Origin of the sequence: Ferrigenium straubiae, from assembly GCF_051257895.1 — a bacterium.
Classification (GTDB): Bacteria; Pseudomonadota; Gammaproteobacteria; order Burkholderiales; family Gallionellaceae; genus Gallionella; species Gallionella straubiae.
Genome location: NZ_CP194331.1, coordinates 1,498,710 through 1,517,304, shown reverse-complemented (window position 1 = coordinate 1,517,304; position 18,595 = coordinate 1,498,710). Strand labels below are relative to the sequence as shown.

Below are 18,595 nucleotides of genomic sequence, written 5' to 3'. Positions count from 1 at the left end.
GTTGTGTGAATTTTTTGTTAAATCTGCACTATTCACCTTGCGGCGCCTTTCGTGATGCGGATAATCCGCACCTGAGTTTTCGTCGGCGGTTTTTCCAACGGCCGGCGGACTAGGCAGCCGATATAAACAGACCTGAGGAGTGTTACATGCAGAAGAAAAGTATTGTGCTGGCGATCGCTCTGGCGCTCACAGCCCCCGTGGCATTTGCCGAGACCGACAAGGCCGAGCTGGAAAAACTGCGCACCATGGTGCAGGAACTGGATCAGAAAATCCGCGCGCTGGAGCGCGAAATCGAGCGCAAGAACACGGCACCGGCCCAGGCAACCGCGAGCGCGGGAGCGGCCGCAGCCAAGAGCGCCACGGCCAGCGCGCCTGCCAGCCTGAACACCTCTTCCGGCGTGACCTTCTACGGCCAGATTGACCTCTCCTACGACAGGATCAATACCGGCGCCTCTGCCGCAGGCGTGGCGGGCGTCAGCAAGGGCAACGTGTCGAGCAACGTCTCGCGCATCGGCTTCAAGGGCTCGGAAGCACTGGACGACGGCCTCGCGGCGATCTGGCAGATCGAGCAGCAGATCAACATTGATAACGCCGGCGGCACTTTCGCCACCCGCAACTCTTTCGTCGGCCTGAAGAGCGACAGCGCGGGCACCGTGCTGCTGGGGCGTTACGACACCCCCTACAAGCTGGCCACGCGCAGGCTGGACCCGTTCGCCGACAGTATCGCCGACAACCGCGCTCTGATGGGCGGGGTCGCCCTCAAGTCCGCCAATACGGCTTTCGATGGCCGCCCGACCGACACCATTTCCTACACCAGCCCGTCCGTGAATGGGTTCAGCGGTATCGCCGCCTATGCCAACACGGCGGAAGGCAACACCACCGCCGCGCAGGCCAAGTCCAACATTGTGAGTGTGGCGGGTATATATGACGCCGCGCCCTTCTTCGGTTCGCTGGGTTATGAGGAGCACATGCTCGACACTGTCCGTGCCGGCGGCAAGGAATCGGCCTGGAAGCTGGGCGCGGGCTATACGATGGATGCCTTTATCTTGGGGCTTGTCTATGAGAAAACCAGCGACAACCTGGGAGGGGTTGCCCCCTGTGCGGCCAATCCTGCCGGGAGCGACTGCTTCGGCCACAACGCCTACTGGCTCACCGGCCAGTACAAGTTCGGCAAGGACGCCATCAAGCTTGCCTACGGCAAGGCCGGCCAGGTGGGCAACACCGCCAACACCGGCGCGAGCCAGTTCAGCCTGGGCTACGACCACGGCCTGACCAAGCGCACCAAGCTGTACGCGAACTATTCGCGCATCAGCAACGACTCCGGCGCGAGCTATGGTTTCTCGCAGACCTCGGCCACCACCGGAAATGCGACGATCAACGGCGTGGGAGCTTCCCCTTCCGTGGTTTCCCTCGGCATGAGGCATTCCTTCTGATCCGGTTCGACCGTTCCGGAAAAACAGGCGGGCATCTTCGGACGCCCGTTTTTTTATGCTTGACGCGGTATTCTTCGCGCCAATAGAATTCCTGACCATTTAATTCAGGTAAAAACACCATGAGCACAGACGTCCGGCAACGCATCCACGAGCAAGTCACCACGCACCCGGTGGTGCTGTACATGAAGGGCACCCCGCAGTTTCCGCAATGCGGTTTTTCCGGCAACGCAATACGCATCCTGAAGGCACTGGACGTGAAAGACCTGTTCACCGTGGATGTGCTGCGGGACGAGGAAATCCGTCAGGGGATTAAGGATTACGCCAACTGGCCGACTATCCCGCAGCTTTACATCGGGGGCGAATTCGTCGGCGGCTCGGACATCATGACCGAGATGTACCAGAGCGGTGAACTCAAGCAGTTGCTGGAAAACGCCTGATTTTCGGGCAATCCTCCAGCCCTGAATAACGAAGCGGCGCCCTCGGGCGCCGCTTCAATTTGCAGGGGTACAAGCTGTTTTGGTCAAAACATCCCCGGCAAAGGGTAAAGCAAGCATTTCAAAAGAACTAGGCCGATGGGCTATCCGAAATGACTAGGCCGAAATATATAGGTATTTTTACATATATGAATTGGAGGGAGGAGTGGATATAGTCCGCTCCGAGTGTCTGGGTTAGATGTTGGTAACAACTCTACTTTTCATACTCTCCTCCTATTTGGGCGACCCCTGGTCGCCCATTTTTTTGCCTAGGATTTAGCGAGATTTGCGCGGGCTCGTGCGATGGCGGCTTCGACCTGTTTCGGTGCGGTGCCGCCGGTGTGGTCGCGGCTGGCGAGCGAGCCTTCCAGCGACAGCACCTGGTACACGTCTTGATCGATGAGTGCGGAGAATTGCTGCAAGTCGGCAAGACCGATGTCGGTGAGGTCGCAGCCTTTCTGTTCGGCGTAGCGCACCGCGAGTGCCACCGCCTCATGCGCATCGCGGAACGGCAGCCCCTTCTTCACCAGGTAATCGGCCAAGTCGGTCGCGGTGGCATAGCCCTGCAAGGCTGCGCTGCGCATGGCCTCCGGCTTGACCTTGATGCCACCTATCATGTCGGCGTAGATACGCAGCGTCTGCGTCAGCGTCTCCACGGTGTCGAACAGCGGCTCCTTGTCTTCCTGGTTGTCCTTGTTGTAGGCCAGCGGCTGGCCCTTCATCAGCGTGAGCAGCGCGACCAAGTGGCCGTTCACGCGCCCGGTCTTGCCGCGCACCAGTTCCGGCACGTCGGGGTTTTTCTTCTGCGGCATGATGCTTGATCCGGTACAGAAGCGGTCGGCGATGTCGATGAAGCCGAAGCGCGGGCTCATCCACAGGATCAGTTCCTCGGAGAAACGCGACAAATGCGTCATGATCAGTGCGGCACAGGCGGTGAATTCGATCGCGAAGTCGCGATCCGAAACCGCATCCAGCGAATTTTCGCAGACGCCTTCGAAGCCCAGCAATTCAGCCACCATCTCGCGCTTGATCGGGTAGCTGGTGCCGGCCAGCGCCGCCGCGCCAAGCGGCAGGCGGTTCACGCGGCGGCGCGCATCCTGCAGGCGTTCCGCATCGCGTTTGAGCATCTCGAAATACGCCATCAGGTGATGCGCGAAGCTGACCGGCTGCGCGACCTGCAAGTGGGTGAAGCCGGGCATGATCGTATGCGTGTGGTGCTGCGCGAGGTCGAGCAGTGCGGTCTGCAGCGCCTTGATGAGGTGCAGCAGGTCGTCGATCGCACTGCGCAGGTAGAGGCGCACGTCGGTTGCTACCTGGTCGTTGCGCGAGCGCCCGGTGTGCAGGCGCTTGCCGGCATCGCCGACCAGCATCGTGAGGCGCTTCTCGATGTTGAGGTGCACGTCTTCCAGGTCGAGCGACCAGGCGAAATCGCCGACGATGATCTCGTTCTCGATCTGCGCGAGGCCGCGCCGGATGTCGTCCAGGTCCTGCGCGCCGATGATGCCGCAGGCGGCCAGCATCTGCGCATGCGCGCGCGAACCCTGGATGTCGAACATGGCCAGCTTGTGGTCGAAGTCCACCGATGCGGTGTAGCGCTTCACCAGTTCCGCCACCGGCTCCGAGAATCGCCCCGACCAGGTATCTTTATCTTGCATTGCCGCCCCCACTTGTCCCCGAAAAACGGTAAGATTTCCCGCCATGAATAAGGCGCGCAGTATAAAACAAAACACCCTGCCCGACGCGTTGCCCAACTTTCGCAACCTCGGCGTGACCTTGCGCATCCTGCTGATCAGCAACGGCCTGGCACTGCTGCAGGCGCTGCTGCAGGCGTATGGATGGGCGGACGTGATGTCGCGCATGATGCAGATCGCCACACTGCTCACGCCGGTGCTGCTCTCCTGCCTGTTGCTGCTGTGGGCGGCGCAGCCGTGGCTGGCCCGGCTTGCCTATTGGCGCGGCGCACTGGCGGTGAGCGCTCTCGCGGCGGTGGTGACGCTGGCCACCTATTATTTCGGCGGCGATCTGTATCGCCCGCTGGAGCGCGACGGCGGCTGGTTTGACGCGGTGCGCTACCTGTTGCTCAGCGTGCTGGTGTGCGGCATCCTGCTGGTGTATTTCCGCTGGCGCAGCCAGGTGCTGTCGCGCGCCCTGCACGAGGCGCGCCTGCAGGTGTTGCGTGCGCGCATCCGGCCGCACTTCCTGTTCAACACCATCAACGCCGTGCTCAGCATCGTGCGCGCCCAGCCAAAACAGGCCGAGGCCGCGCTGGAGGATATGTCCGACCTGTTCCGCATGGCGATGGCGGAGGCGCAGGACTTCGTGCCGTTGCGCCAGGAGATCGAGCTGGGCAGGCGATACATCGCCCTGGAGCAATTGCGCATGGGCGAACGGCTGCGCGTGGATTGGCAAATCCGGGACGTGCCGGACGATGCGCTGATTCCGCCGCTGCTGCTGCAGCCGCTGCTGGAAAACGCCGTGTACCACGGCATCGAGCCGTTGCCGCAGGGCGGCAGCATCACCGTCGCGCTGTACCGCAGCGGCGACGAGTTGCGGATCGGGGTGGAGAATCCCTGCACGGCGCGCGAGGCCGCGCCGCATTCCGGCAACAAGATGGCGCTGCAGAACATCCGCGAGCGCCTCGCCCTGCTGTTCGACGTCGAGGCGCGCTACAAGGTCGAGAACGGCGCGGACTTCTACCGCGTCGAAATCACATTGCCGTACATGAAGGAGCAAACCCTATGAGCACCGTCGAACTGCCCCTGCGCATCCTCATCGTGGACGACGAGCCGCCCGCGCGCAGCCGCCTGCGCGACCTGCTGCACGATTGCAGCGACCAGCTGGCGCTGGAGGTGGTGGGCGAGGCGGGCAACGGCCAGGAGGCGCTGGACCTGCTGATGGAGGTGCCCGTCGACGTGGTGCTGCTGGACATCCGCATGCCGCAGATGGACGGCATCGAGCTTGCGCAGCATATCCAGAAGATGCCCAGGCCTATCCTGGGCACAGCCGAAGGGGGCGTGGCGAAGTGGCCGCCCGTCATCATCTTCACCACCGCTTACGACACCTACGCGATCAAGGCCTTCGAGGTGCATGCCATCGACTATCTGCTCAAGCCGATCCGACTGAAGCGGCTGTTTGAATCGCTCACCCGCGCGCGCGAAGTCGTGCCGGTGCAGACCGAGGTGCTGCGCGACCTGCTCCCCGAGCCGCGCAAATTCCTATCCATCCACGAGCGCGGCAAGATCCACCTCGTGCCCATCGAGCAGGTGCTGTTCCTGCGCGCCGAGCTGAAGTACGTCACCGTGCGCACCGCCGAGCACGAATACCTGCTCGAAGAATCGCTCTCCGCGCTGGAGAAGGAATTCGCCACGCGCTTCGTGCGCGTGCACCGCAACTGCCTGGTGGCAAAGGAGGCGATAGCGGGCTTCGAGAAGGGCAGCGAGGAAGGTGAGGGGAGCGGGTGGATGGTGAAGCTGAAAGGGCTGGAGGAGTTGCTGGCGATCAGCCGGAGGCAGCAGCATATCGTGAAGGAGTTTAGTTGAGGTTGTCGTGAATCAGCCGTTCGCCCTGAGGCATCGAAGGGCAACCGTCATTCCGGCGCAGGCCGGAATCCAGACAATCAAACCCAAAACCGCCGGGGGTAGCCCGGCAGCTAGTCACTTTTTCTTGCGTCGCCAAGAAAAAGTAACCAAAAAGAAGGCGACCCCAGTTTGCCACCCACTTCGTGGGTTCCCTCGTGTGCTCGGCAGGTCAGGCCTCCTCATAAACTCGCACGATCCGCTACGCGGCCACGTGCTCAAACATATTCGTCGGACTACCCCTGACCAGCCTGTGCTTGTATCTTCCCCATTGTGGTGGTTAGCTACCACCACCCGAAGCAGAGGCAGCTTGAAGTCTGCGCTAAGGCCTGACCTTGTCGAGTAGATTAAGCCCTCTGCTTCACCACATCGCCAGCAAAGACACTGAACGGTAGCCAAGGGGCAAACCCTGAATGCACAAGGCAAGTGGGCGAAGTTGGCACCATTGTAACGGAGGTCATCATGTTTTATCTCGGTATGGATGTCGCCAAGGCCAAGCTGGATTGTTGCCTGTTGCTGGATGATGCCATTGGCAAGCGCAAGGCCAAGGTGATCAGTAACAGCAAGTCCGGCATTGCTGATTTGCTGGCTTGGGTCGTAAAGCAACACGTTTCCCTAGCAGAGTTGCATGTGGTCATGGAAGGAACGGGGGTTTACCACGAGCAGGCCGCGCTGGCGCTGGCTGATGCGGGTGTAGCGGTTTCCATTGTCAATCCGGCGCAGGTCAAGGACTTCGGGCGTGGGCTGGCGGTGCGCACCAAGACGGACGGGGTAGATAGCTTTGTCTTGGCTCGCTATGGCGCCTTGCTCAAGCCTGCAGCTTGGGTGCCGCCTGCGCCAGAGGCGCGGATATTGCAGGCGCTGATTACGCGGCGCGATGCCATTGCCCAAGACCTGCAACGCGAGCGCAACCGGCGGGAGAAAGCCGATGCCACGGACACTCCAGCACTGATACAGCAATCCATCTCCGACAGCATTGCATTCCTGTCCGGGCAACTCGCGCAATTGCAGCAGGACATTGATCAACATATCGATCATCATCCGGGACTCAAGAAAGACCTGTCACTGCTCCAGAGCATCCCTGCGGTGGGGCCGCAGGTTGGAAACAATCTGCTGGCGGTCATGCACAGCCATAACTTCGGCTCAGCCGAACAGCTTGCGGCCTATCTTGGCCTGGTTCCCATAGAACGGCAGTCGGGAAGTTCGATATTGGGGCGATCGAGACTCTCCAAGGCGGGACCTGCCAGAATACGCGCTGTGCTGTACATGGCGGCTGTCGTGGCAATACGTTGCAACCCACACGTCAAAGCAATCTACGAACGCCTGCTCGCCAGAGGTAAATCCAAGATGTCCGCGCTCGGCGCCGCTATGCGCAAACTGGTGCATCTGTGCTACGGCGTCCTCAAAACCCGTCAACCCTATCGCCATGACTATGCAAAAATCAGTTGACGAGGAAGACGGTATCTACTCGGCGGCGCACAGGGGATGGAAAACAAAAAACAAAGGCATGGTGGGCTGCGCGCACCATGCCTTGAAATCAAATGTGATGCTGAGCTAACCCCCTTCAAATTTTTCCAAATTATTGGGGCGGATGCTTAATTATCTTAAGCATGATATTTGTTACCCTGATGAAGGCTCCTGCACTAGCTAAACCAAATACAATCCACGTCAAGCCATACCACAAGCTATTCGTAGCTAAAAAGAAACCAACAATAGAAACTATACAAAAACCGAAACTCAGCCAGATTGCTTGGCTAAGGTATGACACCAAATCGTTTACATATGTGGTGTTACGAATTCTGTGCATTATTGGGGAATCTAACGACATCACTATAGCTTTGGCTGTGGCTAAAAAACCCGTGAGAATGGCACCCAAGGTAAGGGAGGAGCCAAGAATTCCGTCACCCGCAGGTAATACCAACTGAAACTTCCACCAGAGAAGTGCGCCCGCAATGGCAAGAATGTATGGAGCAATCCTTTCTAGGTATATAGATTTCATTTCTTTAGAACATTTTTCCAGCTGTTGTACGCTCGCTCCAAGGCCTTGTAACGTTCAGCCTTGGGGAAACGTAGATCAGGCCCCAGCGGGATATCTTCAAATTCGTGCACTAGTCTTTGGGCTATGAGATCGAGAACCTCCATGCGACTATCAAGATTTTCTAGAATGCCTACTTTGAGTTTTGTTATTCCATCTGGATTTTCGCCAGCCTTTTTCTTTAATATTTCTGCAGTTTTATCGATGAACTGACTCAGATAGTTTTGCCTTGGTCTGCCTGCAGAAATTGTTAATTCTACCTTTTCACCCTGTGATTGCTCTCCTAAATCCAAGGCTTGAGTAAGAGCGGTGCCTGCAACTCTATCGGCCTGATTCAAAAATCTTGGGTCAATTTCAAAAATTATTTTTTTCGTGGCCGCCCGATTACGAAACTTTCGTTCTATGGCTTCATCGTATTTCGGAACTAACTCAAATGCATACGTATTATTTGGATCGTAATAATTCAGGTATTCCTGAATTTTCCCTACCCTGGCACCGTGATGGTTATATTGAATTATTAAATGACAGGATGATGGGATATATAAACAAGCCGTTTCTTCGCAAAAAACTTCACCATTTTTAAATGAGAAGCCCTGTACAGGTGTGGCTTTTGATGCTTTCCCAGGGCCGTGTTGCTCTCTAAATTTCCCAAAATCGAAAAACCATAACCCATTTTTTTGGGTAACGTCCTCGATTCGCATATCAGAAAATCCGATGGACCTAACTCGCTTGCTAAGTTGATCGTCTTTTATTTGTGCTAAGAGATCTTGGAGGTCGCCGCTGTTGTTATGCCTTTTAATACCAAAGGCATGGGCCTTCATTTTTTCCTTCATTCCTACCTCTCCCTTATTTACGCTAACCAAAAGCGCCACCCCAATTGATGCAAAAACATTGCGTCAAAGCGGCGGATAAAATTTTATGATTACGTGAAATTATGTTTTTATTCTGTTGTGATTTTTTAGTGCTGCCTATGGCTGGACAGAAAACCATTACGCGGTTGAATGTCTTCGGCAACCCGTGCACCCTATCCGAGTATCCCGCCCGAATCAATATACCGAATTATCTAGATAATTCGGTATAGTCGGAAATACTCAGTACGTAGGATGGGTTGAGCAACGCGAAACCCATCTGCCTTTGGGGTTTTAGATTTTCATTTCCCCTGAGCGCCGCCGAGTAGCGCAGGCTGGTCAGGGGATTTCGGCGAGGACTGTCTGAGCGCGTAGCGCGAGTTCCGCAGCCGCCTGACCAGTCGAGCAACGCAGGGTACCCACGAAGTGGGCGGCAAACCGGGGTCGCCTTTTCTTGGGTCACTTTCTTTTGGCGACACAAAAGAAAGTGACTAGCTGCCGGGCTACCCCCGGCGGTTTTGATTGTTGTTGGCCATACATCCTGCGAACTGCTCAGTTCAGCGCAATGAACTGCTTCCTGAATCCCACCACCTTCTGCAAATACTGCCGCGTCTCGGCGTAGGGGAGCTTCGCGCGCAGTCGGTCGTACACGGCGGGCGCGGCCATGCGGTTGATTTCGTCCAGGGCGCCGTCGCGGTTCTTCGACGAGCCGCCGAATGCGCGCAGCACGTTGCCGGGGCCGGTGTTGTAGGCGGAGATGACGCAGTATTCGCGCGACACCGGGTCGGCCACTTCGTCCAGTTCGTCGAAGGCCAGCACGTTGAGGTAGGCCACGCCGAGCTCGATGTTGTTTTCCGCGTTGAACAGGTACTGCTTGCTCGGCATTTCGTTCGCGCCTTTGGCGCGCTTGTAGGCGTCGCGCCCGCCACTGCTCGGCACGAGCTGCATCAGGCCGTAGGCGGGGGCAGAACTGACCGCGAAGGGATTGAAGTTGCTCTCGGTGCGCATGATGGCGAACACCAGGCTCGGGCTGACGTCGTAGGTCTTGGCGTATTTTTCCACCAGCGGGCGGTATTTTTCTGCCTGCTTGTTCGCGAAGTTACTGACCATGGCGAACTTCACGAACCGGGCCTGTTTGCTGCCCGCGTCGGTCTTCACGCTGCGGCTCTGCGCATCCTTGACCAGACTTCCGGCAAAGCGATCGGCCTGCTGCGGCGTGGCGATGGCGCGGCCGTTGTCGTCGAGCACCAGCCCGAGTAGATAGGGATCGCGCTCGCCGGTCAGCTTGATCGAGCTGTCCGAGAACAGGTCGACCGCGCGCGGGTCATCGGGGGTGAGCAGGGTGGTGACGATGGCGTCCTTCAGGCTGTTCGCGGGATTCTTTTCGTCCAGCGTCTCGACGGTGATCTCGCCGCGGTCGAAGTCCACGATGGCGCGCGAGAGGTAGCCCTGCGTGTATTTGACGTAGTGGGTGCGATCGGGCAGGCGAGCTTCCTTCTGGCCCCACTTCTTGCCAGCGTTGCCGCTCAGGATGTCCATCAGCCGTTTGAAATCGCGCTGCACGCCCTTCAGGTCGTTGGCGATCTGCACGGGGTTGCGTATATAGGCGAGCTTCTTGCGCTGGAGCAGTGCGCGCGCCGCCGCCTGCGGGCTGCTGCTGGTCGCGACGGTGATGACGCTCCCGGTCGACACGCTTTTGCACGAGGCGAGCAGCAGGACGGTGGTGAGAGCGAGAATAAAATTACGCATGAACATTTTTGGCGAGCGGGCGCGGTCGTTAGACAGGAAATCTAGCCGCTGTTCCGTAAACCGGTCGCAATGCCGTTGATCGTGAGATGGATCGCGCGTTTCACCAGTACGTCGTCGTCCCCGGCGCGGTGGCGTTCCAGCAGCGCGACCTGCAAATGGTTGAGCGGGTCGATGTAGGGGGTGCGCGTGAGCAGGCTGCGCGCGAACGTAGGGTTGTCCTGCAGCAGCGTGGTGTTGCCGGTCACGGCGAACAGCATCTCCACGGTGTCCTCCCATTCGCGGTGGATCGCACCGAAGACCCGTTCGCGCAAGGCTTTATCCTCCACCAGTTCGGCGTAGCGCGAGGCGATGCCCATGTCGGTCTTGGACAGCACCATGTCCATGTTGGACATCAGGCCGCGGAAGAACGCCCAGTTCCTGTACATTGTTTGTAACTGCGCGAGTCCGGCCTTGCCCTCGCGTTCGACGAAGCGCTTCACCGCGCTGCCGTAGCCGAACCAGCCCGGCAGCAGCGCGCGGTTCAGGCTCCAGCTGAACACCCAGGGGATCGCGCGCAGGTCCTCGATGCGGTCGGATGCCTTGCGCGCCGCCGGGCGGCTGCCGATGTTGAGCTCGGCGATCTCACGGATCGGGGTCGCGGCGAAGAAGTAATCGGTGAAGCCGGGCGTCTCGTACACCAGCCTGCGGTAGGCGGCGAACGCATCCAGGCTCAGCGCCTCCATGATGCGGTGGTACTCCGGCATCGCGCTGTCCGCGCCGTGGTGGTGCAGCAGCGTGGCCTCCATGGTCGCGGCAATCAGCGTCTCGAGGTTGCGCCGCCCGATCTCTGGATTGGAGTATTTGCTGGCGATCACCTCGCCCTGCTCGGTGATGCGGATCTGTCCGTTCACGCTGCCCGGCGGCTGCGCGAGGATCGCGTCGTAGCTCGGCCCGCCGCCGCGCCCGACGGTGCCGCCGCGCCCGTGGAACAGGCGCAGCTCGATGCCGTGCTTCTCGAACACCTTCACCAGCTCCAGCTCGGCCTTGTACAGTTCCCAGTTTGCGGTGAGGTAGCCGCCATCCTTGTTACTGTCGGAGTAGCCGAGCATTACCTCCTGCGTGTTGCCGCGGCTTTCCAGCAGCTTGCGGTACCAGGGAATAGCGAACAGCTCGTCCATGATGACGCCGCAGCCGCGCAGGTCCTCGATGGTCTCGAACAGCGGGATGATATTGACGTGCAGTTGGTTGTCGCCTTCCAGCAGCCCGACCTGCTGAAGCATCAGCGCGAGCTCCAGCATGTCGCTCACCGCATCGGTCTTGGAGATGATGTGGTTGGGCAGCGCCGCGCGGCCGAAGCGCCGGTGGATCAGCGCGGCGGCCTGCATGGTGCGCAGCTCGCTCTGCGTCATCGGCGTGTACTGTTCGATATCGGAGAGCAGCGGCTTGCCGGCTTGCAATGCGCCCAGCAAGACCTCGCGCCGCTCAGCTTCGTCCAGGTCCGGGTAGTTTGGCTTGCCGAGGCCGTGAGAGAAGAGCTCACTCACGGTCTGCTCGTGGATCGCGCTGTGCTGGCGCATGTCCAGCGGCGCGAGATGGAAGCCGAACACCTCGGCGGCGCGGCGCAGGCTGGCGATCCGCCCGCGCGCGAGGTATACCGCGCCGTGCCTGAGCAGCGAGTCGATCAGCACGTCGAGGTCGGCGATGAATTCCTTCGGCGCGGCATAGGGTTGCGCATGCCGGTCCAACGGCGGCAGGTGCGTGATTTCGTGCCCGAGCTGCCGGGCCGTGGCCGAGAGGCGCGAATAGATCAGGTTCAGCGCGCGGCGATAAGGCTCATCCTCGCGCGCGGCATCCTTGTCCGGCGAAACATCGGAAAGCTTGCGCAACGCATCGCTGACATCGACCAGCCGGTCGGTCAGGCTCAACCGCCTGCCGAGAATATAGGTTTCATTCAGGTAGTGTTCGAACGCCAGTGCGGAATGCTGCTGTACCGCATCCAGCATCACGTCGTGTGTGACGAAGGGGTTGCCGTCGCGGTCGCCGCCGATCCAGCTGCCTACGCGCAGCAGCGGCGGAATGCGGATATTTTCGCCGAAGTGCGCCTCCAGTTGCTTTTCCAGATTGGCGTAAATCCTGGGAATCTCGTTGAGGAAGGTGTAGCGGTAATACTCCAGCCCGTTGTTGATTTCGTCGCGCACGGTCAGCCTGGCGGTGCGCAGCATGCGCGTCTGCCACAGGATAAGCACGAAGCGGTGCAGGGCCTCCTCGTTCTCGGCAAGCTCGTCGGGCGTCATGTCGATGCGGTCGCGTTCGGAGAGCAGGCGCGAGATGACCAGCTGGCAGTCGAGGATGCTCTTGCGCTGCACCTCGGTGGGATGCGCGGTCAATACCGGCGAGATCAGCGCGCCGTCCAGGAACGCCTGCAGGTTTTTTTTGCCGATGCGCTTTTCTTTGGCGCGCTTCAGCGCCAGCGGCAGGCTTCCGTCCCTGGGTGTGCTGCCGGCCTTGAGGTGGGCGCGGTGGCGGCGGTTGTGGTGCAGGTCCTCGGCGATGTTGGACAGTTGCGAGAAGTAGCTGAAGGCGCGCACCACGAGCAGCGTCTCGGCGGGCGAAAGCGCATCCAGCGTCTGTTCGAGCTGCTCACGGTCGCGGTCGTCCTGCGTCCTGCGGAAGCGCACCGCGGCGCGGCGCACGTTCTCGATGAGCTGGAAGGACGCCTCGCCTTCCTGTTCGCGCAGTGTCTCGCCGAGGATGCGGCCGAGCAGGCGCACGTCCTCGCGCAGCGGCAAGTCCTTGCTGGAAATATCGGCGGGGGCGGTAATCAGGTTCATTACATTCGGGAATTGAAGATTGCTTTTCACGTTCGCCTCCTCTCCCGCTTGCGGGAGAGGATTGAGGAGAGGGAAATGATCATGGCGCTAGCAGGCGGCATTTCATTCATACGAAAAAGCGCGACGCTCCTCATGTTAGAATGCAACGCGTACGATCAATGAAATTCAGGAAATCCGATGAGTCAAGCATCCTCAACTGCACCCTCCCGTCTGGTGATCGCCTCGCGCGAAAGCGCGCTGGCCATGTGGCAGGCCGAACATATCCGGGACAGGCTGCGCGCATTATATCCGCAAACCGAGGTCAGCATCCTCGGCATGACCACGCAGGGCGACCAGATCCTCGACGTGACGTTGTCGAAAATCGGCGGCAAGGGACTGTTCGTGAAAGAGCTGGAGACCGCGCTGGAAGACGGGCGCGCCGACCTCGCCGTGCATTCGCTGAAGGACGTGCCGATGAATATGCCGGAAGACTTTGTGCTGGCCGCCATCGGCGAGCGCGAAGACCCGCACGACGCGTTTGTCTCGAACCAGTATGAAAACCTGGCAGATTTGCCGCCGGGCAGCGTGGTGGGCACCTCCAGCCTGCGCCGCGAGAGCCAGTTGCGCGCGCGCTTCCCGCACCTGATCGTCGAACCGCTGCGCGGCAACGTGCAGACCCGCCTGCGCAAGCTGGACGAAGGCAAGTATGCCGCGATCATCCTCGCCGCCGCCGGGCTGAAACGCCTGGGGCTGGGCGAGCGCATCCGCAACGTCATTTCCAGCGAAGACAGCCTGCCGGCTGTCGGGCAGGGCGCATTGGGTATCGAGTGCCGCGCCGATCGCGCCGATGTGATCACCGCACTGCAGCCGCTGCACCACCCCGATACTGCCGCCTGTGTGCTCGCGGAGCGCGCCATGAGCCGCGTGCTCGCGGGCAGCTGCCAGGTGCCGCTGGGTGGTTTTGCCGAAGTGCAGAACGGCAAGCTGCGCATGCGCGGCTTCGTCGCGAGCCCGGACGGCAAACGCATGGTGCACGCCGACCTGACCGGCGAGATAGCCGACCCCGAGGCGCTGGGCAAGCGGGTCGCCGATGCCTTGCTGGCTCAGGGCGCGGGCGAAATTCTTGCCGCCCTGAATGGGTGATTTGCCGCTTGCCGGGCTGAAGATCGCCGTCACGCGGCCGCGTGAGCAGGCCGCCCAGCTGGTGCGGCGCATCCAGGAGGCGGGCGGTATCCCGTTGCTGTTCCCGCTGCTCGACATCGCGCCCGCCGCCGACCCGGCGGCATTGCACGAACAGATTTCACGCCTCGCGCAATTCGATCTCGCCATCTTCATCAGCCCGAACGCCGTGCGTTACGGCATGGCAGCGATCCTTGCTGCGGACGGTTTGCCATCCAACCTGAAAATCGCCGCCGTCGGGCAGGGCAGCGCGAAGGCCTTGCGCGAACTCGGCGTCGCCGAGGTCATCGTGCCCCTTGAAAACTTCGATAGCGAGGGCTTGCTGGCTCTGCCGGAGTTGCAAAATGTCGCCGGACGGCGCGTGCTGATCTTCCGTGGCGACGGTGGGCGCAAGCTGCTGGGCGAGACGCTCAAGGCGTGCGGCGCAGCAGTGGAATACGCGGCCTGCTACCGGCGCAGCAGGCCGCAGCAGGACATTGCCGTGCTGCTGGATGCCGCGCCCGATGCGATCACGGTGACGAGCAGCGAGGCGCTGGAATACCTCTGGCAGATGCTGGGCGAGGCGCGGGGTCGCGCCTGCGACCTGCCGCTGTTCGTGCCGCATCCGCGCATCGCCGAACTGGCGCAGCGGCAGGGCTGGCGGTGGGTGTTGCCGAGCGGGTCGGGGGATGACGGATTGATGTCGGCTTTGATAGCATGGGCAGGACAGAAAAATGCAGGACAGTGTTCCGGCGCCAGCCTTCCGGGGAAACCGACATGAACGAGCAGCAGCAATCTACCGAAAATACCATACGCGCCGGGAGCGAGGAGCAGCCGCGCCACAATGCCTTCGTGACGGCTGTTTCCAGGATGAATCTCACGCAGATGACGCTGGCGGTGCTGGTGGTGATTTTCCTGTGGCAATGGTTCGACGGGCATCGCGCGATCGGCGACATGCAGCAGCAGTTGGCGAAGAAAATCGCCGAGATGGACGGCGCCGGCAAGGCCAACCAGGTGCTGCTGACGCAAAGCCAGGGCGAGGTGCGCGAGCTGTCCGTCAAGGTAGCGGCGCTCGAGACGCGCTATGCCGAGGCGCAGAACCAGCGCGCTGCGCTGGAGGCTCTGTACAACGACCTGTCGGTCAGCCGCGATGAAACCGCGCTGGCGGAGGTCGAGCAGATGCTGCTGATCGCCGGGCAGCAGCTGCAGCTGTCGGCCAACGTCAAGGCGGCGCTGATCGCGATGCAGAGCGCCGACTCGCGCCTGCAGCGCATGGACCGGCCGGCGTTCAACGGGCTGCGCAAGGCCATCGGCCAGGATATGGACAAGCTGCGCGCCCTGCCCGGCGTGGATATCACCGGCATCAACCTCCAGCTCGACAGCCTGATCGCCGACGTGGACGAATTGCCGCTGGTCTATCAGCAGCGCGTGGCGAAGAAGGAGGAGGCCGCACAGGCCGCCGCGCCGAAGAACGAAACAACCTGGCAGAGGCTGCTGCGCGAAATCTGGCAGGACGCCAGGCAACTGGTGCGTATCGAGGATACCGGCAAGGCCGAGATTCCGCTGCTGCCGCCCAACCAGGAATTTTTCCTGCGCGAAAACCTCAAGCTGCGCCTGCTCTCGGCACGCCTTGCCCTGCTGTCGCGCGACGAGGACGGCTTCCGGCAGGAAATGAAAACCGCGCAACAATGGATCACACGCTATTTCGACGGCAAATCGAACGAGGTCGTGCGGGTGCTGGCCGCACTGAAGAAGATCTCCGCTTCTCCCGTCAGCATCGACTTGCCGGACGTCAGCCCGAGCCTGCAGGCAGTGCGCAATTACCGCCTGACGCACGAGCACGCGGCAGACCGCATCCCTGCCAAAAAAACGGCGCAATGAAATATCTGCTCTGGATCCTGTTGCTGTTCGCCGCCGCGGTCGCGCTGGTGACGGCGTCGCACAACCCGGCCTATGTGCTGCTGGTGTACCCGCCCTACCGCATCGAACTGTCGCTCACGCTGTTCATCGTCCTGCTCATGCTCGCGTTCGTGTCCGGCTACGGGCTGCTGCGCCTGATGTTCGCGGTCGTGCGGCTGCCGGCATATGTGCGGAGATTCCGCATGGAGCGCGCCCAGGGCAAGGCGCGCGAACTGCTGGGCGAGGCGCTCAACGCGTTCTTCGAAGGGCATTATGCCGCGGCGGAGAAGGCCTCGGCACGCGCGATGGAGCTGGGCGACACGTCCGCGCTGCACCCCATCATCGCGGCGCGCTCCGCGCATGAATTGCGCGAATACGAAAAACGCGACGCCTATCTGTCCGCCGCCGAGGGCAAGACGGCCGGCGATTCCACCCTGCGCCTGATGGCAACGGCCAAGTTTATGCTCGATCAGCGCGACTCGCGCGGTGCGCTGCACGCGCTGCAGGAGTTGCGCGACAGCGGCGCCAAGATGCATCCCGGTGCGCTGTCGCTGGAACTCAAGGCGCAGCAGCAGGCGGGCAACTGGGATGAAGTGCTGAACCTGATCGAGAAGCTGGAGAAGCACGAAGCCATCGATGTGACGGTGGCAGCGCAACTGCGCCAGCAGGCCTGGCTGGAAAAGATCCGCCAGCAGGACGACTTGATAGGGCTGACAGACTATCTGGCAAACATCCCTGCCGAATTCAAGCGGCGCGGCAAGATCGCGGCGACGGCCGCACGCGCGCTAATCCGGCTCGGCGGCGGGCAGCTCGCGCAGCAGCTGCTCTCCGACAGCCTGAATGCGCAGTGGGACAGCGAGCTGGTCGCGCTGTACGGCGACTGCCAGTCCGGAGACGTGATTGCACAGATCAGGCAGGCCGAGAAATGGCTCAACCAGCACAAGGACGATGCCGGGCTGCTGCTCGCGCTCGGCAAGCTGTGCCTGCACCAGAAGCTGTGGGGCAAGGCGCAAAACTACCTGGATGCCAGCATCAGCGTGTCCCCGAGCCACGCGGCCTACCATGCGCTGGGGCAGCTCGCGGAACAGTCGGGCAAGGCCGGTGAGGCGCTCGGGTATTACCAGCAGGCGGCCGAAATGAAGGTGGGCGGCAAATAAGCCGGTTGACCAAAAAACACTTCACCACGAAGAACTGATGGAACTCCTGGCCATTCCACTCGGCGACCAAACAACGGTCGCTGAGTGGCTGGTTAACGAAGTTCACGAATCTTTAATCCGGATAATCCATTAGGGGAAAACACCCCTGCAGGAGCGCAACTTGTTGCGCGATGCTTCTTGAGATCGCCCGATAAATCGGGCTCCTACAAATCCATTAGGCCTCATTCCGGCGCAGTACGATGGGCCTGCGCCAAAGTGTGGCGCTGCTTTTCTTCGTGCCCTTCGTGGTTCAACGAAGAAATTTAGAACGGACTCTGGTATTGCTGAAATGGGCTCACGAATGCCGGCGCCGGGACGAACGCGCTCGCGAAGAACGACGCCTCCGGCAAGCCGCGCTGCGCGGTGAAGTCCTGGCGCGCGGCATTCACCATTTCCGGCGTGCCGCAGGCGTAGACTTCATGGCCGGACAGGTCGCTGAAATCATCCAGCACGGCCTGATGCACCGGGCCGGTTCTGCCCTGCCAGTTGTCTTCCGGCAAGGCTGCGGAAAGCACCGGGGTGAACTTGATGCCGCTGCCTTCCCATTGCCTGATTTTCTCCATCATGTACAGATCGGCCGGCCGGCTTCCTCCCCAGTAGAGGTGCATGGGGCGTTGCAGGCCGAGGTGCAGTGCATGTTCGATCATCGCCTTGATGGGTGCGAAACCGGTGCCGTCGGCGACGAAGATGGTCGGCCTGCCGGAGTCTTCGCGCAAGCGCAACTCGCCGAGCGGGCCCTTGAAGCGCAGGATGTCGCGCTCCTTCATCCCGTTGAACACATGCTGTGTGAAGGCGCCGCCCTCCATCCTGCGGATATGCAGTTCGAGGAAGCCGCCCTCGTGCGGCGCGTTGGCCAGCGTGAAATTGCGCGGTTTCTGGTCTTTCGGCAGGAGGGCGATGTGTTGTCCGGCCGCAAACTGTAATTGTTCGCCCGGCGGCAGTTCGAGCTGCAGCGCCATCACGTCCTCCGCCAGCCGGGTCATTTTGTGCACGCGGCAGGGCATGATACGCACCGGGATGTCGCTGGCTTTGCCTGCGGTGTGGCATTCGATCGTTAAATCCGATTTCGGCCTGGCGCAGCAGAACAGGGTCATGCCCGCCGCCTTGTCCATCTCGGTCAGCGCGCTGGGCAGGTGGTTGCCGTGATCCACCTCGCCCTCCATGACCCTGCCCTTGCATACGCCGCACGCGCCTTCGCGGCAGCTGTACGGCAGGGTGTAGCCGTGCCTCAGCGCGGCTGCAAGGATGGTTTCGTTTTCTTCGATGGGGAACTGGTAGCCGCTCGGCCGGATGGTGGTTTGAAAGGTCATGGTGAAACTGTCAGGTCGAAAAAGATAAATTACAAGGCATATACCTAGCGGCAGAAACCGTAGCGAGCGGGCTGACATTGGGGGAGCCCGGAGCGCAGGCGCCGGAGTGTACATGGAAGTACATGAGGAT

At 60.8% G+C, this 18,595-nt stretch carries 15 protein-coding genes; 9 read left to right on the top strand and 6 right to left on the bottom strand.

Annotated features, from left to right (window positions below; translation table 11 throughout):
* Nucleotides 1-146 precede the first annotated feature (146 nt).
* Complete coding sequence (locus tag ACRRNM_RS07255) at nt 147-1,433, top strand: porin (protein ID WP_435627562.1); 1,287 nt, start codon at nt 147-149, stop codon at nt 1,431-1,433.
* Between the two features lie 119 nt (nt 1,434-1,552).
* Nucleotides 1,553-1,870, top strand: a complete 318-nt coding sequence (grxD, locus tag ACRRNM_RS07250; RefSeq protein ID WP_435627561.1) for a Grx4 family monothiol glutaredoxin — start codon at nt 1,553-1,555, stop codon at nt 1,868-1,870.
* 305 nt (nt 1,871-2,175) lie between these two features.
* Here the strand turns inward: grxD and argH are convergent, their stop codons facing one another.
* Nucleotides 2,176-3,561 (bottom strand): argininosuccinate lyase, encoded by a 1,386-nt coding sequence (gene argH / locus ACRRNM_RS07245; protein WP_435627560.1) that lies wholly within the window; start codon nt 3,559-3,561, stop codon nt 2,176-2,178.
* Between the two features lie 43 nt (nt 3,562-3,604).
* Between argH and ACRRNM_RS07240 the strand changes: the two genes are divergently transcribed.
* The 3 genes from ACRRNM_RS07240 to ACRRNM_RS07230 all read left to right on the top strand — a co-directional run bounded on the left by ACRRNM_RS07240 (nt 3,605) and on the right by ACRRNM_RS07230 (nt 6,930).
* Entirely contained in the window at nt 3,605-4,648 is a 1,044-nt protein-coding gene (locus ACRRNM_RS07240) for a sensor histidine kinase (RefSeq protein WP_435627559.1), read from the top strand.
* Entirely contained in the window at nt 4,645-5,445 is an 801-nt protein-coding gene (locus ACRRNM_RS07235; RefSeq protein ID WP_435627558.1) for a LytR/AlgR family response regulator transcription factor, read from the top strand. Before ACRRNM_RS07240 ends, ACRRNM_RS07235 begins: the two co-directional genes overlap by 4 nt.
* A 498-nt stretch (nt 5,446-5,943) precedes the next feature.
* Entirely contained in the window at nt 5,944-6,930 is a 987-nt protein-coding gene (locus ACRRNM_RS07230; RefSeq protein WP_435627529.1) for an IS110 family transposase, read from the top strand.
* A gap of 130 nt (nt 6,931-7,060) precedes the next feature.
* Here ACRRNM_RS07230 and ACRRNM_RS07225 read toward each other — a convergent pair whose 3' ends face one another.
* From ACRRNM_RS07225 to ppc, 4 genes are all read right to left on the bottom strand, one after another.
* A complete protein-coding gene (locus ACRRNM_RS07225; protein ID WP_435627557.1) occupies nt 7,061-7,480 on the bottom strand; it encodes a hypothetical protein in 420 nt (139 codons plus the stop codon).
* The gene (locus ACRRNM_RS07220) at nt 7,477-8,349 is read right to left on the bottom strand and encodes a DUF6731 family protein (protein ID WP_435627556.1); all 873 of its coding nucleotides are present in this window, start codon (nt 8,347-8,349) and stop codon (nt 7,477-7,479) included. The genes ACRRNM_RS07225 and ACRRNM_RS07220 overlap by 4 nt, the downstream gene beginning before the upstream one ends.
* Nucleotides 8,350-8,916: 567 nt before the next feature.
* Nucleotides 8,917-10,113, bottom strand: a complete 1,197-nt coding sequence (locus ACRRNM_RS07215) for a murein transglycosylase domain-containing protein (RefSeq protein ID WP_435627555.1) — start codon at nt 10,111-10,113, stop codon at nt 8,917-8,919.
* A 41-nt stretch (nt 10,114-10,154) separates the two neighbouring features.
* Entirely contained in the window at nt 10,155-12,923 is a 2,769-nt protein-coding gene (gene ppc, locus ACRRNM_RS07210; protein WP_435628652.1) for a phosphoenolpyruvate carboxylase, read from the bottom strand.
* A gap of 177 nt (nt 12,924-13,100) precedes the next feature.
* Here ppc and hemC point away from each other — a divergent pair, with 177 nt between their 5' ends.
* Genes hemC through ACRRNM_RS07190 form a run of 4 tightly spaced genes read left to right on the top strand, consistent with a single transcriptional unit; the run spans nt 13,101 to nt 17,116 of the window.
* Complete coding sequence (gene hemC / locus ACRRNM_RS07205; protein WP_435627554.1) at nt 13,101-14,045, top strand: hydroxymethylbilane synthase; 945 nt, start codon at nt 13,101-13,103, stop codon at nt 14,043-14,045.
* Nucleotides 14,038-14,841: a uroporphyrinogen-III synthase gene (locus ACRRNM_RS07200; RefSeq protein ID WP_435627553.1), complete on the top strand. Its 804-nt coding sequence runs from the start codon at nt 14,038-14,040 to the stop codon at nt 14,839-14,841. The genes hemC and ACRRNM_RS07200 overlap by 8 nt, the downstream gene beginning before the upstream one ends.
* On the top strand, nt 14,838-15,941 hold the full coding sequence (locus ACRRNM_RS07195; RefSeq protein ID WP_435627552.1) for a uroporphyrinogen-III C-methyltransferase: 1,104 nt from the start codon (nt 14,838-14,840) through the stop codon (nt 15,939-15,941). The genes ACRRNM_RS07200 and ACRRNM_RS07195 overlap by 4 nt, the downstream gene beginning before the upstream one ends.
* Nucleotides 15,938-17,116, top strand: coding sequence for a heme biosynthesis HemY N-terminal domain-containing protein (locus ACRRNM_RS07190; protein ID WP_435627551.1), 1,179 nt, complete (start codon nt 15,938-15,940; stop codon nt 17,114-17,116). The genes ACRRNM_RS07195 and ACRRNM_RS07190 overlap by 4 nt, the downstream gene beginning before the upstream one ends.
* Nucleotides 17,117-17,418: 302 nt before the next feature.
* On the opposite strand, the gene ACRRNM_RS07185 is transcribed toward ACRRNM_RS07190, so the two are convergent.
* Entirely contained in the window at nt 17,419-18,465 is a 1,047-nt protein-coding gene (locus ACRRNM_RS07185) for a CDP-6-deoxy-delta-3,4-glucoseen reductase (RefSeq protein ID WP_435627550.1), read from the bottom strand.
* Between the last annotated feature and the right edge of the window lie 130 nt (nt 18,466-18,595).

Excerpts from the sequence above, each read along its gene's own strand:
- ACRRNM_RS07255 (WP_435627562.1), top strand. The coding sequence starts at position 147 with ATGCAGAAGAAAAGTATTGTGCTGGCGATCGCTCTGGCGCTCACAGCC.
- grxD (WP_435627561.1), top strand. The coding sequence starts at position 1,553 with ATGAGCACAGACGTCCGGCAACGCATCCACGAGCAAGTCACCACGCAC.
- argH (WP_435627560.1), bottom strand. The coding sequence starts at position 3,561 with ATGCAAGATAAAGATACCTGGTCGGGGCGATTCTCGGAGCCGGTGGCG.
- ACRRNM_RS07240 (WP_435627559.1), top strand. The coding sequence starts at position 3,605 with ATGAATAAGGCGCGCAGTATAAAACAAAACACCCTGCCCGACGCGTTG.
- ACRRNM_RS07235 (WP_435627558.1), top strand. The coding sequence starts at position 4,645 with ATGAGCACCGTCGAACTGCCCCTGCGCATCCTCATCGTGGACGACGAG.
- ACRRNM_RS07230 (WP_435627529.1), top strand. The coding sequence starts at position 5,944 with ATGTTTTATCTCGGTATGGATGTCGCCAAGGCCAAGCTGGATTGTTGC.
- ACRRNM_RS07225 (WP_435627557.1), bottom strand. The coding sequence starts at position 7,480 with ATGAAATCTATATACCTAGAAAGGATTGCTCCATACATTCTTGCCATT.
- ACRRNM_RS07220 (WP_435627556.1), bottom strand. The coding sequence starts at position 8,349 with ATGAAGGAAAAAATGAAGGCCCATGCCTTTGGTATTAAAAGGCATAAC.
- ACRRNM_RS07215 (WP_435627555.1), bottom strand. The coding sequence starts at position 10,113 with ATGCGTAATTTTATTCTCGCTCTCACCACCGTCCTGCTGCTCGCCTCG.
- ppc (WP_435628652.1), bottom strand. The coding sequence starts at position 12,923 with ATGAACCTGATTACCGCCCCCGCCGATATTTCCAGCAAGGACTTGCCG.
- hemC (WP_435627554.1), top strand. The coding sequence starts at position 13,101 with ATGAGTCAAGCATCCTCAACTGCACCCTCCCGTCTGGTGATCGCCTCG.
- ACRRNM_RS07200 (WP_435627553.1), top strand. The coding sequence starts at position 14,038 with ATGGGTGATTTGCCGCTTGCCGGGCTGAAGATCGCCGTCACGCGGCCG.
- ACRRNM_RS07195 (WP_435627552.1), top strand. The coding sequence starts at position 14,838 with ATGAACGAGCAGCAGCAATCTACCGAAAATACCATACGCGCCGGGAGC.
- ACRRNM_RS07190 (WP_435627551.1), top strand. The coding sequence starts at position 15,938 with ATGAAATATCTGCTCTGGATCCTGTTGCTGTTCGCCGCCGCGGTCGCG.
- ACRRNM_RS07185 (WP_435627550.1), bottom strand. The coding sequence starts at position 18,465 with ATGACCTTTCAAACCACCATCCGGCCGAGCGGCTACCAGTTCCCCATC.